Source organism: Streptosporangium oxazolinicum (genome assembly GCF_039537505.1).
In the GTDB taxonomy this organism is placed as follows: domain Bacteria; phylum Actinomycetota; class Actinomycetes; order Streptosporangiales; family Streptosporangiaceae; genus Streptosporangium; species Streptosporangium oxazolinicum.
On sequence record NZ_BAABAQ010000009.1, the window covers coordinates 185,884 to 209,489 of the forward strand.

Genomic DNA, 23,606 nt, shown 5'->3' on the forward strand with positions numbered 1-23,606 from the left:
CATCGGAAGGATGGACAGACTTATGGAGGCCGGAAATCGCCGGACCCTGCGGTTGCTCGTCACCGGAGGCGGGACCGGTGGTCACACCTACCCCGCGCTGACCACCGTCGCGGCCCTGCGCGACCACGCCGCCGCGCGGGGGCTCGACCTGGACGTGCTCTGGGTCGGTACGGCGGCCGGCCTGGAGGCCCGCGTCGCGGCGGAGCACGGCATCCCGTTCCGCGCCATCACGGCGGGGAAGCTCAGGCGCTCGCCCAACCCGCGAGAGCTCGCGACCAACCTCGCGGACATGTTCCGGATCCCGGTCGGCGTGTTCCAGGCCTTCGGCATCGCCGCCCGCTACCGCCCCGACGTGGTGCTGTCGACCGGCGGGTACGTGTGCGTGCCGCTGGGCGTCGCCTCACGGGTGCTGGGCCGGCCGCTGGTCATGCACGAGCAGATCACCTCGCTCGGCCTGGCCAACCGCATCCTGTCGCGTTTCGCCCGGCGGATCGCGCTGACCCACCCCTCCTCGATCGAGCACCTGCCCGCGGGCGTGCGCGACCGGGCCGTCGTCACCGGCAACCCGGTCCGCCCCCACCTGCTGCGCGGCAACGTCGACGCGGGGCGGCGCCACTTCGGGCTCTCGGCAGACCTGCCGCTGGTCTACGTGACCGGCGGGGCCCAGGGGAGCCGCCAGATCAACACCATGGTCGAGGCGATCCTGCCCGAGCTGCTCTCCCGCGCGCAGGTGATCCACCAGTGCGGCCCCGGCTGGATCGCCCAGCTCACCCGCACCGCCGCGGGGCTTCCCGTGGGGTTGCGCGACCGCTACCACCCGGTGCCCTACGTCGGCGCCGAACTGGCCGACGTGCTCGCCGCCGCCGACGTCGTGGTCTCGCGCAGCGGGGCGGGCACGGTCGCCGAGCTGACCGCGGTGGGCAAGCCGTCCGTCCTCATCCCCCTGGTGCCCTCCGCCGCCGACGAGCAGCGCCAGAACGCCCGCTACCTCGCCGAGGCGGGCGCCGCCAGCGCCCTCCTGGAGAACGGCCCCACCGCCGACCGGCTCCTGGCCGAGCTCGACGCCCTCCTGCGGGACCCGCGGGCCCGCGCCGCCATGGCCGGTGCCGCCGGTGCCCTCGGCCGCGTCGACGCCGCCGACAGCCTGGCACTGGTGCTCCTGGAGGAGGCGAGGACGGACGACAAGACCGGCTGAGCCCGATGCCCGGCGGGTCGGCGCCCGGTGTCCCGGTGTCCCGGTGTCTCGGTGTCTCGGTGTCTCGGGGAAAGCCGTTCGGCGGGCCGGGGGGTGACCTCCCGGCGGGTGCGGCGCTGGCCGTGAGGCGAATCGGTCCGGATTGCGACGGCCGCGACGCGAATCGGCCCGGATCGTGATGGTCGCGAGGAGGATCGGTCCGGACCGCGACGGACCCGAGGAGGTCCGGTGGAGCCGTCGCGGCGGTCCGCGGGGCCGCTCCGGCGTCCGCGCGGGGGGCGTGTCTCATGTCCGAAGGTTTACCGAACAGGCGGTGCCGGCCCGGCACCTGCCGGGGTGTGGCCTGAGTAATCTGGCGACCGCACGCGGTGAAGCGCGGTGGAGCCAAAACACCGCGCGGTGGAGCCGAGAACACCGCACCGCGAGCGTTCGTCCCGGGATTTCCAGAGAAATGTCGCGGGCGGGTGACCGTGCGGTCTCACCCGGCCGCATGCTCCCAGGCAGGCGCGTCTTTCATGGGGCTTTCCCGCCGTGGAGTTCCACGCAGACCGCCCCTGAGAGACAGGTTGGTCATGGCCCGTCAGGAAAAGCTCTCGCCCGAGGTGATCGGCGAGATGTACAACCAGCTCACCGATTCCCGCGCCGACGCGTTCGGCGGCAACCTGCACGTCGGCTACTGGACGGACGACTACGACGAGGCGCCCGTCGCCCAGGCGACGGACCACCTCACCGACCTGGTGGCCGAACGCCTGGAGGTCGTTCCCGGGGAGCGGGTCCTGGACGTGGGCTCGGGCACCGGCAGGCCCGCCGTGCGCATCGCCGTGGCGCGTGACGTCCACGTCACCGGGGTCACCCTGAGCGAGGACCAGGTACGGCTGGCCGAGTCCCGCCCCGAGGCGGGCCGGGGGCAGGGACACGCCGGCTTCCAGCTCGCCGACGCGATGTGGCTCCCCTTCGACGACGACTCCTTCGACGCCGCGTACGCCATCGAGTCCCTCGCCCACATGGAGAACCCGGCGGCGGCCCTCGGTGAGATCGCCCGGGTGCTGCGCCCCGGCGGGCGGTTCGTGGTGGGGGAGTGGTATCTGCTCGGTCCTCTCGCCGCCGACGACGCCGCGGATCTGGAGATTTTCTCCCGCGCCTTCGACGTCCACTTCCTGCCCACCGTCGACGAGTTCTACGAGGAGATGGACCGCGCCGGGCTGAAGATCGAGATATTCCACGACATATGGGCAAATATCAGTCGGTCCTTCCGGCTCGTGGGGGAGATCCTCCCCGCCTCCGCCGCCCGGCTGGGCGGCGAGTTCGGCGAGCGGCTCATCGCCTGCGGGGAGACATACCGGCGCTTCGGGGAGATCCCGCAGGTCAGCTACGCCCTGTTCACCGCAGTCCGCCACTGAGAGCCCGTGAGAGCCCGCCGGGGCGCGGGACGGGCGCCGGTTCCGCGCGAGGCGCGCCCCCCGCGCTCCTCCCGGTCCCGCGCTCCTCCCGGTCCCATGCTCCTCCCGGTCCCGCGCTCCTCCCGGTCCTGCGGCCCGGAACCGTGCTGAGTCCCCCCGGCGTGGACACCGACCCACTTTCGAACGCGTTCAACTCGCTGCGCTAGGCTCGTCCCACCTACCTAGGGGAAGCCTGATGAAGATAGTGATACCCGGGGGAACCGGGCAGGTGGGCACGATCCTGAACCGCGCGCTGACCCTCGCCGGCCACGAGGTCGTGGTCCTGACCAGGCGGCCGGCGCGTGACCGTGAGGTCCGCTGGGACGGCGAGAACCTGGGCTCGTGGGCGAAGGAGATCGACGGCAGCGACATCGTGGTCAACCTGGCCGGACGCAGCGTCAGCTGCCGCTACACCGCGGCCAATCTGCGGGCCATGATGGACTCGCGCGTGCACTCCACCCGGGTCGTGGGCGAGGCGATCGCGGCCGCCGCGCGACCACCCCGGGTCTGGTTGCAGATGAGCACCGCCACTATCTACTCCCACCGCTTCGACGCGCCCAACGACGAGGCGACCGGCCTGCTCGGCGGCACCGAATCCGGCGTCCCCGGCTACTGGACCTCCAGCGTCGAGATCGCGAAGGCGTGGGAGCGGGCGCAGGAGCGAGCCGAGACCCCGGACACGCGCAAGGTCGCCCTGCGCTCCGCCATGGTGATGAGTCCCGACCGTGGCGGCGTCTTCGACGTCCTGCTGCGACTGGTGCGGCTCGGACTCGGCGGCCCGGTCGCGGGCGGCGCGCAGTACGTGTCCTGGATCCACGATCGTGACCTCGTCCGCGCCGTCGAGTTCCTCGCCGACCGGGACGACCTCGCCGGGCCGGTTAATCTCGCCGCTCCCGAGCCTTTGCCGCAGCGTACGTTCATGCGGGTGCTGCGCGCCGCGTGGGGTGTCCCGGTGGGCCTGCCCGCGACGAGGTGGATGGCCGAACTCGGCGCGTTCGCGCTGCGCTCGGACACCGAACTCCTGCTGAAGAGCCGCCGCGTCGTCCCCGGCCGCCTGCTTGAGGCGGGTTTCACCTTCGACCACGCCCGGTGGCCGGAGGCCGCCGACGACCTCGTGCGGCGCGTACGCGGCGGGCCCGGCCCCACCGGTTAAGTCCAGGGCCGCTGGGTGAGTCCAGGACTGCCGCTCAGCCGGCCCACGCCCCACGTTCATCGCCGAGGGGTGTCTCGCGACCTCAGCAGCTCGAACACGCTGGAGAAGCTGTCCTGGCCGTGACCGTCGGCCGACCACTTGTCGAGCAGGGCCTTCAGCGGCTCGTGGACGTCGGCGGCGACACCGTGGGCACCGCTGAGGCGGATGAGACCGTCGACCGCGACCCGGTTCAGGTCGACCGTGGAGACCCCGTCCGCGTACGCCGCCGATCCGGCCTCGCGCGCCAGCTCGGGCAGGAACCCGGCCATCCCGTGCAGCCATCGGACCGCCAGCGGGGCGAACACCTCGGGGGCGGTGCCCACCGAGTCTGCCGCCGTCGTCCGGGAAGCGGCCGTCCTCGATCTGGCGGGCGTGGTCGGTCATCAACGAGGTGACGAACGGCATGTGCCCCGCCGCCACCGTCGCGAAGACGGTCGGGTCGACGCCCGAGGCGCCGACCAGGGCGACGGCGTGGTAGAAGCCCGCCAACCACCGAGTTCGCCGCTGTCGTTGACGACGGTCCTGACGTGTGACGCCATGCCGGAGCGACAGGTGGGTGAGGACGATGCGACCGTTGGCCGTTGATGCCTGCGGCAGAGATAGTTCGGCTTAGCCCTTGAAACAAGGTCATGGCATCGCTGACTCGTACGTCGTACGCGGCCTGGACAGGGCCTCCACCCATCTTCCGCCCTCAGCGCCGATACATGGCGTGAGCGAGGGCGTCCGGATCGGCCAGCAGTGTCGCGTACGGCTGCCGGCGCGTGCGGTTAAAGGTACCTCTCGCGGCTGTAGGCCGGTGCGGACGGATATGGTCGTTCGGCGTAATTCGCCAAGCACAGATTGACGTACTCATCAGTGAGCATTACGGCGGCGTTCCCGGGAGTCAGACACTTGTAGTGGAACTGACTTTCAAGCGGACCCGCTGCCGATATCCGCAGAACTTATGGTTGGACCTCTGACATGAATTAGCCCTGCACATCTAGCCTGGAGTTGTCGAGACTTCAGGAAGAGGCAGGGCTATGCCAGAAGATAACACGCTCGCAACCTTCGGCGGCAGGGTCCGGTTTTTCAGGGATCGGGCAGGCATGTCGCGCGCCGTGTTCGGTGACCTCTGCGGTCGCAGCGGCGCCTGGGTCAAGTCCATCGAGAACGGCGGGACCGGCATGCCTGGCTTGCGCATGCTGATCCGCATGGCGGACATCCTCCAAGTCAATGACCTCGCCAAGTTCACCGGTGAGAATCGCCTTACCAGCGTCACCTACGCCAAGCGCTCCCACGGCCAGACGTCGGGCATCGCTCAAGCCTTGACGTCCTACCCGCTGGCTCTTGCGGATCGTGAGCCGACAAGCGCGGACGCCCTGGCCGCGAACGTGGCGCAGGCGTGGATGGTCTGGCACGGCTCCCCTAACCAGCGGACTGCGGTGGCCACGATCCTGCCGCGCCTCCTGGAGGACGCCCGCACCTCCGTCAGGCTCCTCGAAGGCAACGAGCGGCGTCGCGCCCTGGCCTCTCTCGCGCAGGTCTACCATTTGACGCAGCTTTTCCTGTCGTTCCAGCCGTACCCGGAACTCATCTTGCTAACTGGCGATCGGGCGATGCAAGCCGCCCAGGACGCCGACAACCCGAAAGCCATGGCAGCGGCAAGCTGGTACCTCAACCACGTGTGGAGGGACGCAGGAGAGCAGGCAGAAGGCCGTATCGACCTCGCCCACCAGGCGGGTCGGTTGCTACGCCCCGACATCAATGAGGAGGACCGCAGTCTCTGGGGCTTACTGCAACTGGCAATGGCCCTGTCGTACGCCAAGACCGGCCGTCGCGGCGACGCTGAACGTCACTGGGATGAGTCGAGACGGGCGGCCGAATCCCTCACCAGTCCTCACCCGTGGCTGATCTTCGGCACCCCCGTAGTCGACGCGTATGCGGTGACGATGTCCGCTGACCTGATCCTCGGGCACGAGGCCACCCGGCAAGGTGACCGGATCGACCTGTCGGCCGTCCCCTCAAGGACGCGCCGCGCATTCCACATCGCGGAGATCGCCCGCGGCTTCTACCTGAAGCGGGAACCGGTCTCGACGATGCACCTGCTGAACAAGGCGTACGAGATCAGCCCGGACACCATCTCCTACAACCTCTTCACCCGCTCAGCTGTCAGTGAGCTGATGACCACCGGTGGCGCGACAGTGCGGGACGAGGCACGCAATCTAGCGCACAAGATCAACCTGGCGCCTGCCGCCTGATGTCAAGGGGGAGGATTCCTCTCCCTCCAGCGTGGAGGATTCCTCTCCCTTCACGAGGGGGGAGGAATCCTCCCCCCTCGCGCTTGTCACCGGGCGTTCACTTAGTGTCATGCCTCACCGCGATACGCTCCCGCCCTACGGCACGACGGCGGCAGATCGGGCTGTGGGCCTCGTCCAGGCCAGTGACGCCCTCGTTCGTCTCCGCGATCTCCTGCACAAACATCTGATCTATCCGTCCATCAGCTACCAGGGTGGCTCCAAGCTGCACGTGGGCAACGAGGTGACGGTGTGGGTCAAGCCAACCGAAGAGGACCTGATCTACTGCTGGCGGGTCAGCCGGCGAGGCGCTGCCCCTCGGGAGTTCAAAGCGCCTGCCGACAACGTGGACGACGTCGTCGAACAGATCGCCGCCGCCCTCTACAAGACGTCGCGTAGCGGCTGAATCACGTGCGGACGCGAACCGGACGTGCGGCTGTCTCCGTCCGAGCCGGTCGACGTCGGCCGGCACACCTTCATTGCTTACACCCGGGCTTATGCCGAGTTCTGCCACACCCGGACGGGCGCGGCCCGACCCGCTGGCCGCCATCGGCGTCACCGTCGAGACCCCGCGGGCCACCGGCCTGCCGGTCATCTCCGAGTTGTGGACCCAGAAAACCGAGTGCGGCCAAGTGCTACCAGGGCTGCTTCGACGACCAGAAGGAGAGCTGAGCGTTGAGACGAGCCCTGCGGGGGGATGACCTGCCATACGCGGTGCGCGGCGGCATCGAGGCCCGGACCGGCACGATCCCGCCGCCCGGCCCGCCCGCGCCCCGCATGGTGGGGAGCGCTGACGTGGACGACGTCCCGGACGTCGCCGGGAATGTCACTGGGCTCCAGGCCAGAGCCGCGCGCCTGTTGGACGGACCGGTCGGCGGGCTATCGCACCGGGGCATGTATGAGATGGCGCCGCGCGGATTCGAGCCCGATGCTCCGGCCGGGCCGGAGTCCGACGTCACGAAGAAGCCGGGCGGCTCTCGTGAGGCACGCCGCACAGGCGGCCCCGCGAACACTCCGGCCGATGTGACCGCGACGACGTTTCGAGACCTTGAGCTGGGGTGTCTGGTCGCGCGGGTGCTGTGGTCACTCGAACCGGACAGGGGGAGACGATGACCGGCGTCGCGCCGACGCAGCTTCGCATCCCCTACGTCATCGCCCGCGCCGAGGAGATCGCACCGCAACCCCTGACGTTCGTGCGCCGCCCGCTGGGCGGGCTCCGGCTCGCCTACGCCGACGAACGCCGTGGCGACCGGGTCAACGGGGTGTTGCGGGTCCGCGTCCTGAACAACCGGCGAGGGGCGCCGCAGTGGCGCAAGCTCAACACCCTGCGTCAATGGCGCTGCATGGTGAAGCTGCTGTGCCAGGTCTGCGGGCAGGCCGCGACCGACCCCGCCATCGGACGCACCCCCTGGATCATGACCGACAGCGCGTTCCGCGAACTCCCCGAGGATCCCACCGGGGGTCTCACCAGCGCTCCGCCGACCTGCTGGGCCTGCATCCCCGAGGCGCTGGCCACCTGCCCCCAGCTTCGCATCTCCTCTACCGTCTGCACCGTCGCCCGCGCCGAACCCGCCGCCGTACTGGCCGACATGTTCACCCCCGGCCCGGGCCACGGGGCGCTCCACACGGGCGAACACAACGTCGAGATCAGTCTGAAGGACGAGGTGTCGATTCGCCGGGCGCTGGCCACCCAGTTGATCGTCCAGGTCCATGACCTCCAGCCCGCGCCGCTTGAATTCCCCCTTACCGACACAGACACCGTCGCGTCCTAAAACTGTCGGAAACGTGATCTTCATCGTCCGCACGCTGGCTTTGGCGGGTGATGGCGATATGCGCGACGGCCTTGGCCGTGCTGTTCGCCACGAGTTCCCGCGGATACGACCCCCGAATAGGGCACCGGGCCCGGCGTCGTGGACGCCGGGCCCGGTGCCCTCCCCCCCCGGGGATGGTCTGGTTCGGATGAGCGCGAAGAACACCCGGGGCCGATGGTGCCCCTCCCGGCGCCCGTGTCACGGAGGGGCGCGGCCTCGGGGGTTCAGTACGCGACGCCGACCACCTGACCCACCGTCGCGGGGTTGTCCAACAGGGCGAGGATCGCGTGGGCCAGGTCGGAGCGGGCGATCGTGTGTCCGCCGGGGACATTGCCGCCGATGGCCAGCCGGTATCTCCCGGTGAGGGGCCTGTCCAGCAGGCGGGGCGGTCGCATGACCGTCCAGTCGGTGCCACTGCCCCAGACGATCTTCTCCATCGCCCTCAGATCGGTGTAGACGTCACGCAACGCCCATCGCACCAGCGGGGTCACGATCCTGCGGTCGAGGAAGGGGTCGCCCTGCGGTGACGGGCCGACCGGGGCCGCGCTCACCGCGACGAAGCGGCGCACCCCGCAGACCTCCATGACGGACAGGACACTCCGCGCCGCCGGCGCGACGACGCCGTCCCGGGCGAGTTTCCTGCTGCGCGGGCCGATGCCCGAGATCACGGCGTCCCGTCCCTCCATCGCGGGGCGCAGCGACTCCGGGTCGGCCAGGTCGGCGGTCACCACCCGCGCGCCGGTGAGGCCCTCCGGCAGCCGCGCGGGATCGCGCACCACCGCCGTCACCTCGTGCCCCGCCTCCAGCGCCTGCCGCACGACCTCCCGCCCCGTGCCGCCCGTCGCTCCGCAGACGGTCAGCTTCATGGCGTTTCTCCCGCCCGCGAGTTGGTGAATGCTTACTAACCTCTATAGTGAGTGTTCACCCACCATTCGTCAACCCCGAGGAGCACCCAGCATGAAGCCGACGCGGGTCCGGATCCTGGACGCCGCCGACCAGCTGATGCGAACCATCGGCCTGGCCCACACCACCACCAAGGCGATCGCCCGCGCGGCGGGATGCTCGGAGGCCGCGCTCTACAAGCACTTCGAGAGCAAGTCGGAGTTGTTCGTGTTCGTCCTCAAGGAGCGGATGCCGCAATTCGCCCCCCTTCTCGTCGAGCTGGAGACCGGAGGGCCGAGAGACGAGGACGACATCGAGGAGACCCTGGTCGAGATCGCCCGGCAGACCGCGACGTTCTACGCGTCGAGTTTCCCGATCGGCGCCTCCCTGTTCTCCGATCCGGTGCTGCTACGGCGGCACGCCGAGGAACTGGCCGCGCTCAACCTGGGCCCGCACAAGCCGCTCGACGCGCTCACCGCCTACCTGGGCAGGCAACGCGCCGCCGGGCGGGTCCGCGCCGACGCCGACCTCGCGGCGGCGGCGGTCCTGTTCCTCGGGGCGTGCTTCCATCGTGCCTTCATGAGATCCTTCGCCGGGGATCAGCCGTTCATGGGCCCGGCCGCCCAGCCGCTCGACGAGTTCGCCGCCGCTCTGACCAGGACACTCCTGGAGGGCGTCCGGGAGCCCGGACCACCCGCCCGGCCGGCCCGTGTACGCGACGAGGACTAGCCGGTCGTCACGTACACGGGGTGCCCGGCCCGCCGGGAGGCGCCTCGCCGCGCGGCCGGTGTCACGGCGGGACCGGGCGGCTCACATCCGGCGGTACGCCACCAGCCGGTCGGCGAGTTCCCCGGGACGGCTGAGGGCGACGTTGTGGCCCCCGCCGATCTCCTCGGGGACGATGCCCAGGCGTTCCTTGACGAGACGGCGCATGAACTCGGCGGGTAGATAGCGGTCGTCGCGGCACAGCAGGAACGCCGTCGGCACGGACGGCCAGGCGGCGAGCGGCCACGGCGCCGCGAAGGGGGTGGACGACTGGTCGCGGCCCCTCTTCCTGGCCTCCTTGGCCAGCTCGGCCGGGACGTCGTGGAAGAACAGGGCCGTCTCGTCGTCCGGCGCCCGGCCGTCGCGCTCGTCCTGCTCGCGCCTCGCCCGCTCCCAGCCGCTGTTGGCCCACCAGTCACCCGGCGGCTCGCCCGGTACCGGGATCATGGCCGAAACCAGCACGAGGAGTTCGACCGGCACCCGCCGGCACACCAGCGGCGCGGTGAACCCGCCGAAGGAGTGGGCGACCACGACGAGGCCGGTACGGTCGCCGACGGCGTCGGCCACCGCGTCGGCGTACTCGGAGAGCCCGGCCGAGTCGTCGTCGCAGGGCAGGTCGGGCGTGACCACGTCATGGCCGCGCGCACGCAGCTCGGCGGCCGTCAGGTGCCAGTACCACGAGTCGGCCGCGGCACCGGGGATCAACACGTAGGTGGTCATGTCGTGTGGTCCTTCCGGGAGTCGTGCCGCGGGCTCACGATTGGCCCCGGCGCTCGAAGTCCTCCGTGCTGGCGCCCCCGGGAAGCCGGGTCTGGAAGTCGAGGACCCCGACCCAGGTGGGGCGGACGGCGATGCGGGCCATCCTCGTACCGGGGTGGTCCACCGCCGCCACGTTGGCGGCGCCCTGCTCCGCCCCGGCGTACCGGTGCTGGGCCAGCGCGTACTCCGGCACGATCCCCGCGACGTCGGTGACCGACGCCCGGCCGCGGACGAGGAGCACCGCCGGGGGTGTCGAGGCGGCGTCGATGGTGATGGCGACGTCGGGCCTGGCCCGCAGCGCGGCTATCTTGGCCGCTCCCGCGAACGTGGACATGACGAGGTCGGTGCCCGTCCAGTGGAACAGCATCGGGAACACGCGCGGGGTGCCGTCCGCCGCCACGTACGCCAGCCGTGCCAGCTCCGTCGAGGCGAGCAGGCGCCGCGCCACGTCACTGTCCAGCAGGCGGACGTCGCCCTGCGGCAGCGTCATCACATCTTTGTGATCGTCGATCGTCATCGTCGGTGCTCCTCAGCGGTGGTCGACCTCGCTCATCGAGGTCGTCCACCGTTGAGACGGGTGAGGTTCCCAAAAGGGGTCACCGTCCGGAGGCAGTGTTCGGTGGCAGCGTCGGCGGCAGTCCGAACGCGGCCAGCAGGTGCGGTTCGAAGACGGTGATCTCGACGATCCCGCCGTCCTCGATCCTCAGCACGTTGAGCACCTGGGCCCGGTAGGCGGACTCGCCCGGCAGCCGGATGTAGCCCGCCACCGCGGGCTGCCCGTTCGCCCGCGTGAGCACGTTCCGCCACCGTCCCCGGTACAGCGGTGAGGCAGGGCCGAAGGCGTGCGCGGCGAAGGCCACGACCGCGTCGCGGCCGGAGCACCAGAACGGAAGCGGAGGCATCGTCATCCGCACGTCCTCGCTCAGCAGCTCCGCCAGGGCGGCGGGGTCGGCCCTGTCGTGGGCGTCCATGAAGCGACGCAGCAGCTCCCGCTCCCGGGCGGTCGGCGCCGTCGACGGCGCCCATTCGAGACGTCGCTCCGGAAGGTGGGTCCTCAGGGTCGAGCGTGCTCGTTTCAGGGCGCTCTTGACCGAGTCGACGCTCATCTCCAGCTGCGCGGCGGTCTCCTTGGCGGACCAGCCGAGCACGTCGCGCAGGATCAGCGCGGCCCGCTGCCTGGGCGGCAGATGCTGGATGGCGGTGAGGAACGCCAGCTCGACGGTCTCCTTGCCCACCACGGCCACGTCCGGCTCCACGTCGCCGGACGCGATCGGCTCCAGCATCCGGTCCGGGTAGGGCTGCAGCCACGGCACATCCGCCGGAGGCGAGACCGGCGACGGGTGCTGTCCCGGTTCCGCGTCGCGAGGTCGCGGGCGGCGGGGGTGGCGGTCGAGGAAGTCCAGGCACGCGTTCGTCGCGATCCGGTAGAGCCACGCGCGGACGGTGGAACGCCCCTGGAAGGTCCCGCGCCCGCGCCACGCCCGCAGGAACGTCTCCTGCACCAGGTCCTCGGACTCCTCGAAGGAGCCGAGCATCCGGTAGCAGTGCACCCGGAGTTCTCGCCGGTGACGCTCGACAAGCCCGGTGAACGCCCGATCGTCGCCCGCGAGGACGGCCGCGACCAGCGCGCCCTCCTCGGCCCCCGCCTCATTCATGATCCGCCCGGATGCATGCACGACACGTTAGTCCCACCCGGCGACAGGTCGGGTTCTCCCGCCGCGGGGTGCGCCCCGGCTCTCCCGCCGGGCGGGTGTCCGGACGAGAGGGCGACGAGCCCTCGCCGCCCGTCGCGCTCCCGGGGCGCGCGGTGACGCGGGATCCGGGTCTCTGCGAGCGGCCGCGTGCCCAACCGGGGCGAATTACGGTGGTCAACGTGAGGTGCGCCCCTCCTCGGAGACGGCCGCTTTCAGGGATGCCTCGAGGATGTCCAGTCCGGAGTGCAGGTCCGAATCGCTCATCGTGAGCGGCGGTGCGATCCTGAAGATTCCCCCCATTCCCGGTAGCTGGACGATGTTGATGTGGAGCCCGCGCTCCAGGCACGCCCTGGTCACGGCGGCTCCGAGCGTGTCCGCGGGGGACTTGCTCAGCTTGTCCGTCACCAGTTCCAGACCCTGCAGAAGCCCGCGGCCGCGGACGTCGCCGACCACCTCGAAGCGGTCACGCAGGTCCAGCAACCGCTCGTTGAGTTGCCCGCCCAGAACCGCGGCCCGCGCCACGAGGCCGTCGCGTTCGATGACGTCGAGCACGGTCACCGCGACGGACGCCGCGAGCGGGTCCGAGACGTGGGTCGTGAAGAACAGGAACCCGCGCTCGTGGCAGACCTCCTCGATCCGTGACGACGTGACGACGGCCGCCACCGGCAGGCCCGCGCCCAAGGTCTTGGAAAGCGTCAGGATGTCCGGGACGATGCCGTCGCGTTCGAAGGCGTACATCTCGCCGGTGCGCCCGAGTCCGGTCTGTGCCTCGTCCACGATCATCAGCATGCCGCGTTCCGCGCACATCGCCTTCAGCCGCCGCAGGTATCCGGCCGGGGGCTCGATGATCCCGCCGGAGGACAGGATCGGCTCGACCATGCACGCGGCCAGGCTTCCGGACGACTGCTGGTCGACGAGATCGAACCCGTACTCAAGCTCGGCCTCCCAGTCGTAGGATCCGTCCGCGTGGCGGAAAGGGGACCGATACGCGTTCGGCGACGGGAGCGTGAGGTTGCCCGGCATGGGCGGGCCGTACCCTCTCCGGCCGGCCGAGAAGGTGGCGGAGGACGCACCCGACGTCATACCGTGCCACGACCGGTCGAACGAGACGATCTCGTACTTGCCGGTGTAGAGCTTGGCCATTTTGATCGCGGCCTCATTGGACTCCGCGCCGGTGCTCAGCAGCAGCGTCCTGCTCAAGCCGTCGGGAAGTGTCGACGCGAGCCGGTTGGCCAGATCGACGACGGGCCGGCTCAGCATGCCGCTGTACAGGTGATCCAGCGATGAGATCGACCGCGAGACGGTCGCGACCACGTCGGGGTGGGAGTGCCCGAGGATCGAGCTCATCTGACCCGAGGTGAAGTCGAGGATCGCCGTCCCGGCGTCGTCGTACACGTACGATCCCGCCGCCCGCTCGATGATCCTTGGGGTGAACGTCGCGCCGTATCGGATCAGGTGACGTTCCACATCATTCCAGAATGGCGCATTCCTCACATCTACTCCTACTCATCGGTCCGGCGGACGTTTGTCATCGAAACAGGGCATATGGGCCGGGTTCCAGTCTCCACCAGGCTCGGAGCGCTTCATCGCGCGGGAACCCGTGGTTCCCCGGGCGTTCGTTGAACCGAAGCGGCGACCGGTACATGCCGCAGGGGTTGGCCGCGAGGGAGATCCGTACGCCGTCGGACGGGGCCTCCACGGCGCGGGTCGGTCAGTAGTACCGTGCCGGTGGTCATGGCCGTGGCGGCGAGGCCGCGCACGGCTGTCGCGTCACCGGCGAGACCTTCCACGGCGTCCGGACGTTCGACGATCCACGCTCGGCGGAACGCGCCCGGTGAGCCGGCCCCTCCCGACCCCTCCTGCCGGGACCGGCGACACCCACATGCGAGCATGTCCGGGTGACGGTACAACCCGCACCACCTCCTCCCCAGGCTCCCCAGGTCATGACCGGTGGCCTGACCTTCCTCTTCGCCGTCGCCGGTGGCGCGGCGGTCGGCAACCTCTACTGGGCTCAGCCCCTCCTCGACTTCATCGCAGGCGACCTGCACGCCTCCACCGCCGCCGCCGGATGGCTCGTTACGGCCACCCAGGTCGGTTACGCGACCGGCATCCTGCTGTTCGTCCCGCTGGGCGACGTCCTGGATCGGCGGCGGCTCATCCCCCTGATGATGCTCGTGGCGGCCGTGATGCTGGTGCTGTGCGCCCTGGCACCGTCCTTCGGGGTGCTGCTGGCGGCGATCTCGCTGCTGGGCGTCACGACCGTGGCCGGGCAGTTGCTGACACCGCTGGCCGGAGACCTGGCCGTGGAGGCCCAGCGCGGCCACGTGGTCGGGACCGTGACGTCGGGCATCCTGACGGGCATCCTGATCTCGCGTACGATCAGCGGCCTGGTCGCCGAGTTCGCGGGCTGGCGGACTGTTTTCGTGGCCGCCGCCGTCGTGGCCGTTCTGCTGGCGGCCCTGCTCCACCGGAAGATCCCCGCGCTGGAGCCGAAGACACGGCTGCCCTATTTCCGGCTGATCGCGTCGGTGTTCTCGGTGGTGCGGCGGGAGCGGGCGGTACGGTGGACGCTGCTGCTGGGTGGGACGGGTTTCGCGATCTTCACCATGTTCTGGACGTCGTTGACCTTTCTGCTGAGTTCGCCGCCCTTCGAGTACCCCGTCTCGGTGATCGGCCTCTTCGGCCTGGCCGGCCTGGCCGGAGCACTGGCGGCGCGGCGGGCCGGGCGGCTACACGACCGTGGCTGGTCCCTTCCCGCCACCGGTGTCGCGTGGGTGCTGGTGCTCGTGTCGTTCATCGTGGCGATGTTCGCGGGGCGGTCCGTGGTGCTCGTTCTCGTCGTGGTGGTGCTGATCGACGTGGCGATCCAGGCGTTGAACATTCTCAACCAGACGCGGATCTTCGCGGTGTCCAACGAGGCGCGGAGCCGGTTGAACACCGCCTTCGTGACGGGGAACTTCATCGGTGGGGCGATCGGATCGGCCGCCGCCGCGGTGCTGTGGTCGGTGGGGGAATGGCACGCCGTGAGCCTCGCGGGCATGGTGCTGTCGGGACTCGCCCTGACGATCTGGCTGATCGGACGACGAGGAGCGCTGGTGGTGCCGTGACCGACCTCACCCCGGCCGTCCGGCAAGCCGGGTCAGGCGGCGCCGGTGCGCGCCGCGGTGACCGCCAGCGTGGTGCGCGGCATGGTGAAGCCGCCCCCGATCGCGTCGATGGCGGCTCCGACGCCCTCCAGCACCTCGGCCAGCCTGTCCGGCGGAAGTAGCGTGAGGGCGCCGGTGGTGGGCGCCAGGTCCAGCCACTCGTCGCGGGTGTAGGACTGCTCCCCGTCGAATCGCCACTGCTCCGGGTCGCCGAATCCACCCGCCTCCCGGATCCCGTCGGCGAACTTGGGGAACATCGCCTGGTAGAGGGCGAGGGCCTGCCTCGGAGACCGGTCGTCGCCCGGCGGCTGGAGGGCGAGCGGCGAGTCGGGTGCCACCCGCCGGTAGACCGCGGCGAAGGCCTCCGCGACGGTGGGCGGGAGGTCGAACACGTGCGAGAACGCCACCAGCCGGCCGCCGGGCCGCAGCACCCGCGCCGCCTTGACCGCGCCGGCGATCGGGTCCACCCAGTGCCAGGCCTGGCCCGCGACGACCGCGTCGAATGTCCGGCCGGCGCTTTCCCAGGTCTCGAAGGTCGCCACCTCGACCTCGACCCCGGTGCGCCGGGCGAACTCGGCCATCCGCGCGTCGGGCTCGACCCCGAGCACCCGGCACCCGGCCGCCTGGAACTGCCGGGCCGCGATGCCGGTGCCGCAGCCGACGTCGAGGACGTCGGGTCCGGGACTGGCCGCGACGATCCGCTCCACCAGGGCGTCGGGGTAGCGGGGCCGGGCCCGGTCATAGCGTTCGGCGTCCACCCCGAACGACTCCGCCATCCGCCTGGCCCTGTGGGACTCGTTCTCGGAGGGGCGTGATCCCCCCTGCGATATAGTGGGCATGCGCCCACCGTAATGGGCGTGTGCCCACTCGTCAATCGGGTGAGGGCCGCCGAGAGACGGAGGGACGCGCTGTGCCGACCGGGGTGCACATCCGCGACGCGCGAAGGCAACTGTTCGACGCCGCCGAGCGCGTCCTGCTCAGGGACGGGCCGAGCGCGCTGACCAGCCGCGCGGTCACCACCGAGGCGGACGTCGCCAAGGGCGTCCTGCACCGGCACTTCGCCGACTTCGACGACTTCCTCGCCGAGCTCGTACGGGACCGCGTCATCCGGATCGGCATCCAGGCCACCGCCCTGGGCGGCTCCGCCGGGACCGGCACCGTGGCCGGCAACCTCACCGGCGCGCTGATGGACCTGTTCGACCCGGTCGCTGTGGCGATCGTCGGTCTCGTCATCTTCCGGGATGAGTTGCGCGCCCGGCTACGCCAGACCGGTCCGGCCCACGGTGTCCCGGTCCTGACGGAGGCCGCGGCCATGATCGCCTCTTATCTCACCGACGAGTGCGAACTGGGCCGCATCGCGGCCGACGCGGACGTCGACTCACTCGCGCTCTCACTGATCGGCGCCGGGCACCTGCTGTTCGCCGGGCGGGCGGGCGCCCTACCGGAGGCCGGAGCCGTCGACAAGGTCGTGACCACGGTCGTCGCCGATGTCGTGCAGCGACGACTGCTCTGAACCGTCCGGCGGTCCGCGAGAAGCCTCGCCACCGGTCCTCCCGGCGGTTTTGTCGGACCCGCGATCTACAGTGGACCTCCTTCGCCTCGGGGATGGGCGAGGTGGCGACCGCGACGGTCTCCAGCCGCTCTCGCGGCACCGTCGCCGTTCGGAGGGAGCTGGGCGTGATGGCGGGGTACGCGGAGGTCGGCGGCGTGCGCACCTGGTACGACGAGTACGGCACGGGGGAGCCGCTGGTGCTGCTGCACCCCGGCATGGTCGACGCGCGGGCCTGGGCGCCGAACGCCGGAGCGCTGGCGGAGCGGTTCCGCGTCTTCACCCCTGACCGGCGCGGGCACGGCCGCACGCCGGACGTCGACGGTCCCATCACGTACGAGGCGATGGCGCGCGACACCATCGCGTTCCTGGAGACCGTGGTGGGCGGCCCGGCGCACCTGGCCGGCTGCAGCGACGGCGTGACCGTGGCCCTGCTGGTCGCGATGTTCCGCCCCGACCTGGCCCGCCGTCTCGTCCTGGCCGCCGGGGTCTTCCACCGTGACGGCTGGGTTCCCGGTACGGCCGAGATGGACGACGCGTCGGCGGGCTTCCTCGCGGCCGGCTACGGGGAGGTCTCACCCGACGGGCCGGAGCACTTCCCGGTCGTGGCCGCGAAGCTGGCCAGGATGCACGCGGAGGAGCCGGTGCTGGCGGACTCCGAGCTGAAGCGCGTCACCAGCCGGACGCTGGTCATGGTCGGCGACGACGACGAGGTCAGCCTGGAACACGCCGTCGCGATGTACCGGGCCCTGCCCGACGCCGAGCTCGCGGTCGTGCCCGGCACCTCCCACGGGCTCCTCGTGGAGAAACCGGAGTTCTGCAACAAGATGATCGTCGACTTCCTGGCGCTCGACCCCGTGCCCACCCTCGCGCCGATCCGCCGCGCGGTGACCTGAGGCGACGGCCGTAGGTGGTCCGGGTGGCGAGGCGACGGCCGTGGAGTGGTTCCGGATGGCGGTCGTCTCTTCGCCGTGGGGTCTCGTCTGGGGGGGGGGGCGGTCATCGCTCCGCCGTGGGGGAGCCGGGCGGCGGTCCCGGGCCGCCGCGCGGGGATCCGGGCGGCGGTCGCCGGGGGTGTCAGGGGGAGACCGTCTCGATCCTCTGTTTCCTGGCCATGACCACCACCACGATCGCGTAGAGGCCGAGCTGCACCACCGTCCCCGCCAGGGTCTGCCAGGGCACCGACCCCTGCTTCAGCGCCTCCGAGAGGCTCCCGTCGGCCCCGCTGACCCCGAACGCCAGCACGTTGTTGACCACGTGCAGGGCGATGGCCGCCTCCAGGCCGCCGGTCCGCACCGCCAGCCAGCCCATCAGCAACCCGAAGGCGAAAACGTCAAGGATGCCCCAGTCGACGTAGGCGTGCACCGCGGTGAAACCGGCGGTGCCCAGCAGGATGCCCGGCCACGGATTGGAGAGGAAGGTGCCGAACGCCTGGATCAGCCACCCCCGGAAGACGTATTCCTCGGCGGCGGCCTGGAAGGGCACCAGCAGCAGGGTGACGACCAGGGCGGGCAGGAAGCGCTCCCAGCCGACCCAGCCGAACAGGTCGCCGAGGTCCTCCCCGCTGGCGACGTAGGTGACGGCGACCGCGGCCTGGCCCAGCACCACGGCGCCGGTCGCCACCGCCGCGCACCGCGCCAGCCATCGCCACCGCAGGCGGCCCGTGACCGAGGAGAGGGTGCCGGGCGGGCGCCGCTGGATCCACGCCACCACGCCGTACACGACCGGCAGGACGGCCGCGATCGACAGCAGGTTGACGCCCAGGTCGAGCACCGGATCGGTGAAGATCTGCCCGTCGGATCCGCCCATGTCGGCGCCCACGAGCACGCCGATCGTCGCACCGCCGAGGATGACGACGAGTCCGGCCAGCATGAGGGCCGCGAGACCCACGACCGTGCCCAGCATCGGCCGCCACCAGGCGCGCAGGCGGGTGCGCGCCAGCCGGTCGTAGCGGCTGCCGGATGGTGCCGCCACCAGCCAGGGGTCGTGCCGAGGCGGGGGCGGGAAGTGCTCCACGGGCACGCCGGAGGCGCCGGGCGCATCGGGAACGCCGGGCCGGTGAGGCGGAGGGCCGGGAGGCCGCGGGGGCGTCGCCGCGGGCCGGGGGTCCTGGGGGACGTGCATGGCTTCATTCCGTTTCGATGGATTCACGGAGTTTATGAGGTCGGAGGGTGGGAGGCGCCTCGTCGCGCTCGACGCTCCACCCGCGCTCTCGCTACCCCTCCCCCACAACGACACCCGGCGTCGTTCGGTTCCGCCGTACGCCCGAGCCCCGTACATCTGAGTCCCGTACGTCCGAATCCTGTACGCCTGAGTCCTGTGCCGCCTGTCCCGAGGACGCCGTCGGCCGGGCGTCCGGCGACGGTCTGGAACGTCCGGTGACGGTCTGGAGTGTCCGGCCGGTCGATCCTCGTCCGGCACGACCGTACGCCGGGCCGTTCAGTCCCGGCGGGCCGGCAGGTAGGCCCGGCGCGTCTCGGCCACGGCGTCGTAGCTCCGGCGGCCGGAGGCGTGGTCTCCGTGATCACCCGTGGCGGACTTGTCGTCCCTCCCTGGTCTCCCCGTTCTCCCCGGCGAGGCCGGGCCGGGAACGGTGTGAGGCGGCGGCCGCGCGCAGGCGGAGCCGGGTCAGCTCGGACGCGGCCTGGGCGGGGGTGGTGCCGGTGCGTTCGGCGGTGGCCAGCAGGGTGCCGACGGTGTCCTCGATTCCTTGGACGCGGGTGAGCGCCTCGTCCGCGGTGCCGCCGTTGAGCTCGACGGTGAGGGCGTGGATCACTCCGCCCGCGCCGGCGACGTAGTCCGGCACCCAGATGATGCCACGGCGGTGCAGCAGGCCGGCGACGGCCTGGACGGTGAGCTGGTTGTTCGCGGGCCCCGCGACGGCGGCGCACCGCAGGTCGGGCACGATCTCCTCGGTGAGGACGCCGCCGAGGGCCGCGGGTACCAGGATGTCGACGTCGGCGGTGACGACCCGCGCGGGGTCGCCCCAGGTGGCGCCGACCTCGTCGGCCAGTGCCCGTTTGCCGGGGTCGATGTCGCCGACCAGGAGTTCGGCTCCCTCGGCGGCGAGCAGGCGGACGAGTTTCTCACCGACGTTGCCCAGGCCGACCACGGCGAGGCGGCGGCGGGTGAGGCTCGGGGTGCCGTGGAGCCGCCGTCCGACGGCGCGCAGCGCGGCGAGCGTCCCGGTCGCGGTGTGCGGTGAGGAGTCGCCGCTACCGGCCTGTCGCGCGGGCCTGCAGAACACGTGGGGGGTGCGCTCGCCGATGACCGCCATGTCGGCTGGGCTGGTCCCGACGTCCGGGCCGGTCGCGTACCGGCCGTCCAGGGAGGCGATGACGTCCGCGACGTCGTGCAGCGCGTGACGGCGGCGGACCGGGTCGAGGTCGACCCCCTCGGGTACGGCGACGACGGTCTTGCCGCCGCCGTTGTCCAGCCCGGCCACCGCGCACTTGGCGGTCATTCCGGCCGACAGGCGCAACGCGTCGGTGAGGCCGTCCCGCCAGTCGGGGTAGTGCCAGATCCGGCATCCGCCGACCGCCTGGCCGAGCGCCGTCGAATGGACGGCGACGATGACGGGCAGGCCGGAGCGTGACCCCGTGTGAACCACGACCTGTTCGTGGTCGAACCCGGACATGTGGCAACCCCCTCATGTGAGCGACATCCGGGTCCAAGAATCAAGCATCTGGCCGCCGCCCGGAGTTCCGATCGAACGGATGGCCGGAATGACCGGCAAAATACTGGTCGTGGACGAACTTGATTCGGAGATCATCCGTCTTCTCCAAACGGATGCGCGGCAGTCCAATCGTGAGCTGGCCCGCAAACTCGGTGTCGCGCCCTCGACCTGCCTGGAACGCGTGAGGGCGCTCACCCGCCGAGGGGTCATCCGCGGCTATCACGCCGACATCGACCCCGTGGCTCTCAACCGCGGCGTCCAGGCCCTGGTCTCCGTGCAGGTGCGCCCGCTCAGCCGCGCCGTCATCGACACCTTCAAGGAGTCCGCGAACGCCCTGCCCGAGGTTCTCAGCGTCTTCGTGCTGGCGGGCGGTGACGACTTCCTCCTCCATGTGGCGGTCCAGGACCTCGACCACCTGCACGCCTTCCTCCTGGACCGGCTCAGCAAACGCCGCGAGATCGCCGGATTCCGCACTTCGGTGATCTTCCAGCAGGCTCACGACACCGCCCCGGCCAGGCTTCCCGACGTACCGTCCAGTGCCGTGAACTGAGCGCGGGACCCCGGCCGGGATACGGCTGCGAGCATGGCCCCCCGCGAACCGTCCCGCGCCGCCCCGGGGCGGTTCGCGGAGGGGGGCCGGTCATGTCATCCGGGACCCGCCCCGGGGAGGATCACACCCCGCGGACGTTGGTCATGATCGCGTAGACCGAGGTGGAGGCCGTCATGAACAGCCAGTTGCGCTTGAGGCCGCCGAAGACCAGGTTGGAGGTCTTCTCGGGAAGTTTGAGCTTGCCGATCAACGTGCCGTCCGGGGCGAAGCAGTGCACTCCCTCGGCCGTCGCCGCCCAGATCCGGCCGGTGGTGTCGAGCCTGATCCCGTCGAAGCCGCCCGCCGAGCACTCCGCGAGCACCCTGCCGTTCTCCAGCACGCCGCCGCGTACGTCGAAGACCCGCAGATGCCTGTGGTGGGTATCGGCGATGTAGAGCAGGGACTCGTCCGGTGAGAAGGCCAGGCCGTTGGGGCGGACGAAGTCGTCGGCCACCACCGTGACCTCTCCGGTGCCGGGATCGAGACGGTAGACCTGGTCGCCACCGATCTCGCTCTCGGCGCGGTGCCCCTCGTAGTCGCTGAGGATGCCGTAACTGGGGTCGGTGAACCAGATCGAGTCGTCCGACCTGACCACCACGTCGTTGGGGCTGTTGAGACGTTTGCCCTGCCAGCTGTCGGCGACGACGGTGATGGAGCCGTCGTGCTCGGTGCGGGTCACCCGCCGGTTGCCCTGCTCGCAGGAGATCAACCGGCCCTGCCGGTCGAGGGTGTGACCGTTGCTGTAGCCCGCGGGGGTGCGGAAGGGGCCCACGGTCCCGGTCATCTCATCCCAGCGGAGCATCCTGTCGTTGGGGATGTCGCTCCACAGCAGATAGCGGCCCGCCGGGACGTAAGTGGGACCTTCGGCCCATCGGCAACCGTGATAGATCCGCTCGATCCGCCCGTCGCCTCCGACGCCGGCGAATCGCTCGTCGAGCGCCTCGAACTCCGCCGGAATGGATTCCGTCATGCAATGCTCCTTGATCGCAGAATACGATATGCCTATGGATGATATAGACAAGATGTTGATTGGTCTTCTTCAGGCCGACGCCGGTCAGCCCTACGCCGCACTCGGCGCCGCGGTGGGGTTGTCGGGTGGTGCCGCGCACGAGCGGGTGCGCAAATTACGCGAACGTGGGCTGATCCGGCGGACGACCATCGAGGTCGATCCCATCGCCGCGGGCAGGGGAGTGCTGTCGTTCGTCCTCGTGGAGGGAAGGGCGTGGATGGGCGCGACGGGCGAGGCGCTGCTGGCGATTCCCGAGATCGAGGAGGCGCACGTCGTCGCGGGCCCGGCGTCACTGCTGGCCAAGGTGCGTACGGCGAGCACGCGGGAGCTGCAGGACGTGCTGCGCAGGATCTTCGAGATCGAGGGCGTGGCCGGGACGCGGACCATCATGGTGCTGGAGAGCTTCTTCGAGCGTGGCCTGCATGTCCCTCACCCGGCGAACCTGCTCTCCGACGCGCTTGAGGGCGAGCCGAGCTGACGGCGGTGCTCATCTTCGCCTCCAGGCCCTTCGAGAGGGACCTCCAGGCCCTTCGAGAGGGACCTTCAAGCCCTTCGAGGGGGACCTCGCCGGACAGGAATTAAATGTGAGGCGGCCGGTGCGTCCTCGCCGGTACGCTCCCCGGGCATCTTCCCGTCGCCACCGACGGGCCGCCCGCGCCGGACCGGCGCGGAACCCGGTGGGGAGCTCGCGGGAGACCCGCGGGAAGGCGCGGAAGAGAAGCCGGTAGGCCACGAAAGAGAAGAGGAAACGCCGTTGACCAGGATCGCTGTGACCGGTGTCACGGGCAATCTCGGACGCCTCGTCGTCGAGGACCTGCTCACCAGAGTCCCTCCCGGCGATCTCGTCGCGCTCGCCCGCACCCCGGAGAAGGCGGGGGACCTGCCGGGCCGTGGCGTCGAGGTGCGGCACTGCGATCATGACGACACCGCGTCCGTCGACACCGCGCTCGCCGGGATCGACGTGCTGCTCCTGGTGTCCGGGCCGGACCTGACGCCCGGGGTTCGCGTACGGCAGCACCGCACCGTCGTCGACGCCGCGGACCGGGCCGGGGTACGCCGTGTCGTCTACACCAGCGGCGCGGGCGCGGAAGACGGCCAGGGTCCCGTCGCCGACCACACGGCGACGGAGAGGGCGCTCCGCGAGGCGGGGCCGGCCTACACCGTGTTGCGCAACGCCCCCTACTCCGAGGCGTTCCTGGGCGCCGCGCTGGCCCAGGCCGGGAAGGAAGGTGAGATCACCTCCTCCACCGGCGGGCAGCCACTCAACACCGCGAGGTTCCGTGACCTGGCGCTGGCGGCGAGTGCCGCCCTGACCGGCTCCGGGCACGAGAACGCGACCTACGAGTTGCGCGGTCCGCTCTGGACCTATCCGGAGCTCGCCGAGGTCCTCACCCGCGTCCTGAGCAGGCCCGTCGAGCATCGGGAGATCACCGACGCGGAGGCGGGCTGGCTGGGAGGCGTGTTCCCGGCGGTGCGCGCCGGTGCCCTCGCCGAGACCGGCCCCGACCTCGCGCGCCTGCTGGATCGGCCGCCGTCCAGCCTGGAGGAGACGGTCACCGCCCTCATCGCCCGCACGGCCGGTTGAGCGTTCCCCGTACGGCCGGCTGAGTGTTCCCCGGCCGGTCGG

At 70.9% G+C, this 23,606-nt stretch carries 23 protein-coding genes and 1 pseudogene; 13 read left to right on the plus strand and 11 right to left on the minus strand.

All coding sequences use genetic code 11. The features are described from left to right. Nucleotides 1-10 precede the first annotated feature (10 nt). The 3 genes from ABD817_RS23865 to ABD817_RS23875 all read left to right on the plus strand — a co-directional run bounded on the left by ABD817_RS23865 (nucleotide 11) and on the right by ABD817_RS23875 (nucleotide 3,787). Nucleotides 11-1,195, plus strand: a complete 1,185-nt coding sequence (locus tag ABD817_RS23865; protein WP_344920322.1) for a UDP-N-acetylglucosamine--N-acetylmuramyl-(pentapeptide) pyrophosphoryl-undecaprenol N-acetylglucosamine transferase — start codon at nucleotides 11-13, stop codon at nucleotides 1,193-1,195. A gap of 572 nt (nucleotides 1,196-1,767) precedes the next feature. Then, complete coding sequence (locus ABD817_RS23870; protein ID WP_344920323.1) at nucleotides 1,768-2,595, plus strand: class I SAM-dependent methyltransferase; 828 nt, start codon at nucleotides 1,768-1,770, stop codon at nucleotides 2,593-2,595. A gap of 235 nt (nucleotides 2,596-2,830) precedes the next feature. Next, the gene (locus tag ABD817_RS23875; protein ID WP_344920324.1) at nucleotides 2,831-3,787 is read left to right on the plus strand and encodes a TIGR01777 family oxidoreductase; all 957 of its coding nucleotides are present in this window, start codon (nucleotides 2,831-2,833) and stop codon (nucleotides 3,785-3,787) included. Between the two features lie 56 nt (nucleotides 3,788-3,843). Here ABD817_RS23875 and ABD817_RS23880 read toward each other — a convergent pair whose 3' ends face one another. Together ABD817_RS23880 and ABD817_RS39645 are read right to left on the minus strand one after the other, a co-directional pair. Continuing rightward, complete coding sequence (locus ABD817_RS23880) at nucleotides 3,844-4,149, minus strand: imine reductase family protein (protein WP_344920325.1); 306 nt, start codon at nucleotides 4,147-4,149, stop codon at nucleotides 3,844-3,846. A 13-nt stretch (nucleotides 4,150-4,162) separates the two neighbouring features. Then, a pseudogene (locus tag ABD817_RS39645) lies at nucleotides 4,163-4,315 on the minus strand (imine reductase family protein); the annotation flags it as partial. A 530-nt stretch (nucleotides 4,316-4,845) separates the two neighbouring features. Between ABD817_RS39645 and ABD817_RS23885 the strand changes: the two are divergent. The 3 genes from ABD817_RS23885 (at nucleotide 4,846) to ABD817_RS23895 (ending at nucleotide 7,871) form a co-directional block, all read left to right on the plus strand. After that, nucleotides 4,846-6,063, plus strand: a complete 1,218-nt coding sequence (locus tag ABD817_RS23885) for a helix-turn-helix domain-containing protein (protein ID WP_344920326.1) — start codon at nucleotides 4,846-4,848, stop codon at nucleotides 6,061-6,063. Nucleotides 6,064-6,172: 109 nt separating this feature from the next. Then, complete coding sequence (locus tag ABD817_RS23890) at nucleotides 6,173-6,505, plus strand: hypothetical protein (RefSeq protein ID WP_344920327.1); 333 nt, start codon at nucleotides 6,173-6,175, stop codon at nucleotides 6,503-6,505. Nucleotides 6,506-7,208: 703 nt separating this feature from the next. Next, nucleotides 7,209-7,871: a hypothetical protein gene (locus ABD817_RS23895; protein ID WP_344920328.1), complete on the plus strand. Its 663-nt coding sequence runs from the start codon at nucleotides 7,209-7,211 to the stop codon at nucleotides 7,869-7,871. Nucleotides 7,872-8,134: 263 nt separating this feature from the next. Here the strand turns inward: ABD817_RS23895 and ABD817_RS23900 are convergent, their stop codons facing one another. Then, nucleotides 8,135-8,776 (minus strand): NAD(P)-dependent oxidoreductase, encoded by a 642-nt coding sequence (locus ABD817_RS23900; RefSeq protein WP_344920329.1) that lies wholly within the window; start codon nucleotides 8,774-8,776, stop codon nucleotides 8,135-8,137. A gap of 91 nt (nucleotides 8,777-8,867) precedes the next feature. Here ABD817_RS23900 and ABD817_RS23905 point away from each other — a divergent pair, with 91 nt between their 5' ends. Then, on the plus strand, nucleotides 8,868-9,521 hold the full coding sequence (locus ABD817_RS23905; RefSeq protein WP_344920331.1) for a TetR/AcrR family transcriptional regulator: 654 nt from the start codon (nucleotides 8,868-8,870) through the stop codon (nucleotides 9,519-9,521). Nucleotides 9,522-9,602: 81 nt separating this feature from the next. On the opposite strand, the gene ABD817_RS23910 is transcribed toward ABD817_RS23905, so the two are convergent. The 4 genes from ABD817_RS23910 to ABD817_RS23925 all read right to left on the minus strand — a co-directional run bounded on the left by ABD817_RS23910 (nucleotide 9,603) and on the right by ABD817_RS23925 (nucleotide 13,477). Next, nucleotides 9,603-10,277 carry an alpha/beta hydrolase gene (locus ABD817_RS23910; protein WP_344920332.1) on the minus strand — a complete coding sequence of 225 codons (675 nt, stop codon included), beginning with the start codon at nucleotides 10,275-10,277 and terminating at the stop codon, nucleotides 9,603-9,605. A gap of 34 nt (nucleotides 10,278-10,311) precedes the next feature. Next, nucleotides 10,312-10,833 carry a pyridoxamine 5'-phosphate oxidase family protein gene (locus ABD817_RS23915; protein ID WP_344920333.1) on the minus strand — a complete coding sequence of 174 codons (522 nt, stop codon included), beginning with the start codon at nucleotides 10,831-10,833 and terminating at the stop codon, nucleotides 10,312-10,314. A gap of 79 nt (nucleotides 10,834-10,912) precedes the next feature. Further along, a complete protein-coding gene (locus ABD817_RS23920) occupies nucleotides 10,913-11,971 on the minus strand; it encodes an RNA polymerase subunit sigma-70 (RefSeq protein ID WP_344920334.1) in 1,059 nt (352 codons plus the stop codon). Nucleotides 11,972-12,184: 213 nt separating this feature from the next. Next, nucleotides 12,185-13,477 carry an aspartate aminotransferase family protein gene (locus ABD817_RS23925; protein ID WP_344920335.1) on the minus strand — a complete coding sequence of 431 codons (1,293 nt, stop codon included), beginning with the start codon at nucleotides 13,475-13,477 and terminating at the stop codon, nucleotides 12,185-12,187. A 431-nt stretch (nucleotides 13,478-13,908) separates the two neighbouring features. Here ABD817_RS23925 and ABD817_RS23930 point away from each other — a divergent pair, with 431 nt between their 5' ends. Beyond that, entirely contained in the window at nucleotides 13,909-15,117 is a 1,209-nt protein-coding gene (locus ABD817_RS23930; RefSeq protein ID WP_344920336.1) for an MFS transporter, read from the plus strand. Between the two features lie 32 nt (nucleotides 15,118-15,149). On the opposite strand, the gene ABD817_RS23935 is transcribed toward ABD817_RS23930, so the two are convergent. Then, nucleotides 15,150-15,995 carry a class I SAM-dependent methyltransferase gene (locus tag ABD817_RS23935; RefSeq protein WP_344920337.1) on the minus strand — a complete coding sequence of 282 codons (846 nt, stop codon included), beginning with the start codon at nucleotides 15,993-15,995 and terminating at the stop codon, nucleotides 15,150-15,152. 71 nt (nucleotides 15,996-16,066) lie between these two features. On the opposite strand from ABD817_RS23935, the gene ABD817_RS23940 reads away from it, so the two are divergent. Together ABD817_RS23940 and ABD817_RS23945 are read left to right on the plus strand one after the other, a co-directional pair. Beyond that, entirely contained in the window at nucleotides 16,067-16,669 is a 603-nt protein-coding gene (locus ABD817_RS23940) for a TetR/AcrR family transcriptional regulator (RefSeq protein ID WP_344920338.1), read from the plus strand. Between the two features lie 101 nt (nucleotides 16,670-16,770). Continuing rightward, nucleotides 16,771-17,601, plus strand: coding sequence for an alpha/beta fold hydrolase (locus ABD817_RS23945; RefSeq protein WP_344920339.1), 831 nt, complete (start codon nucleotides 16,771-16,773; stop codon nucleotides 17,599-17,601). 181 nt (nucleotides 17,602-17,782) lie between these two features. On the opposite strand, the gene ABD817_RS23950 is transcribed toward ABD817_RS23945, so the two are convergent. Next, nucleotides 17,783-18,829: a CPBP family intramembrane glutamic endopeptidase gene (locus ABD817_RS23950; RefSeq protein WP_344920340.1), complete on the minus strand. Its 1,047-nt coding sequence runs from the start codon at nucleotides 18,827-18,829 to the stop codon at nucleotides 17,783-17,785. 400 nt (nucleotides 18,830-19,229) lie between these two features. Continuing rightward, nucleotides 19,230-20,342, minus strand: a complete 1,113-nt coding sequence (locus ABD817_RS23955; protein WP_344920341.1) for a Glu/Leu/Phe/Val dehydrogenase family protein — start codon at nucleotides 20,340-20,342, stop codon at nucleotides 19,230-19,232. Between the two features lie 109 nt (nucleotides 20,343-20,451). Between ABD817_RS23955 and ABD817_RS23960 the strand changes: the two genes are divergently transcribed. Then, a complete protein-coding gene (locus ABD817_RS23960) occupies nucleotides 20,452-20,931 on the plus strand; it encodes an Lrp/AsnC family transcriptional regulator (protein ID WP_344920342.1) in 480 nt (159 codons plus the stop codon). 121 nt (nucleotides 20,932-21,052) lie between these two features. Here ABD817_RS23960 and ABD817_RS23965 read toward each other — a convergent pair whose 3' ends face one another. After that, the gene (locus ABD817_RS23965; protein WP_344920343.1) at nucleotides 21,053-21,940 is read right to left on the minus strand and encodes an SMP-30/gluconolactonase/LRE family protein; all 888 of its coding nucleotides are present in this window, start codon (nucleotides 21,938-21,940) and stop codon (nucleotides 21,053-21,055) included. Nucleotides 21,941-21,974: 34 nt separating this feature from the next. On the opposite strand from ABD817_RS23965, the gene ABD817_RS23970 reads away from it, so the two are divergent. Together ABD817_RS23970 and ABD817_RS23975 are read left to right on the plus strand one after the other, a co-directional pair. Beyond that, complete coding sequence (locus ABD817_RS23970) at nucleotides 21,975-22,457, plus strand: Lrp/AsnC family transcriptional regulator (protein ID WP_344920344.1); 483 nt, start codon at nucleotides 21,975-21,977, stop codon at nucleotides 22,455-22,457. Between the two features lie 276 nt (nucleotides 22,458-22,733). Further along, a complete protein-coding gene (locus ABD817_RS23975) occupies nucleotides 22,734-23,564 on the plus strand; it encodes an NAD(P)H-binding protein (RefSeq protein WP_344920345.1) in 831 nt (276 codons plus the stop codon). Nucleotides 23,565-23,606 lie beyond the last annotated feature (42 nt).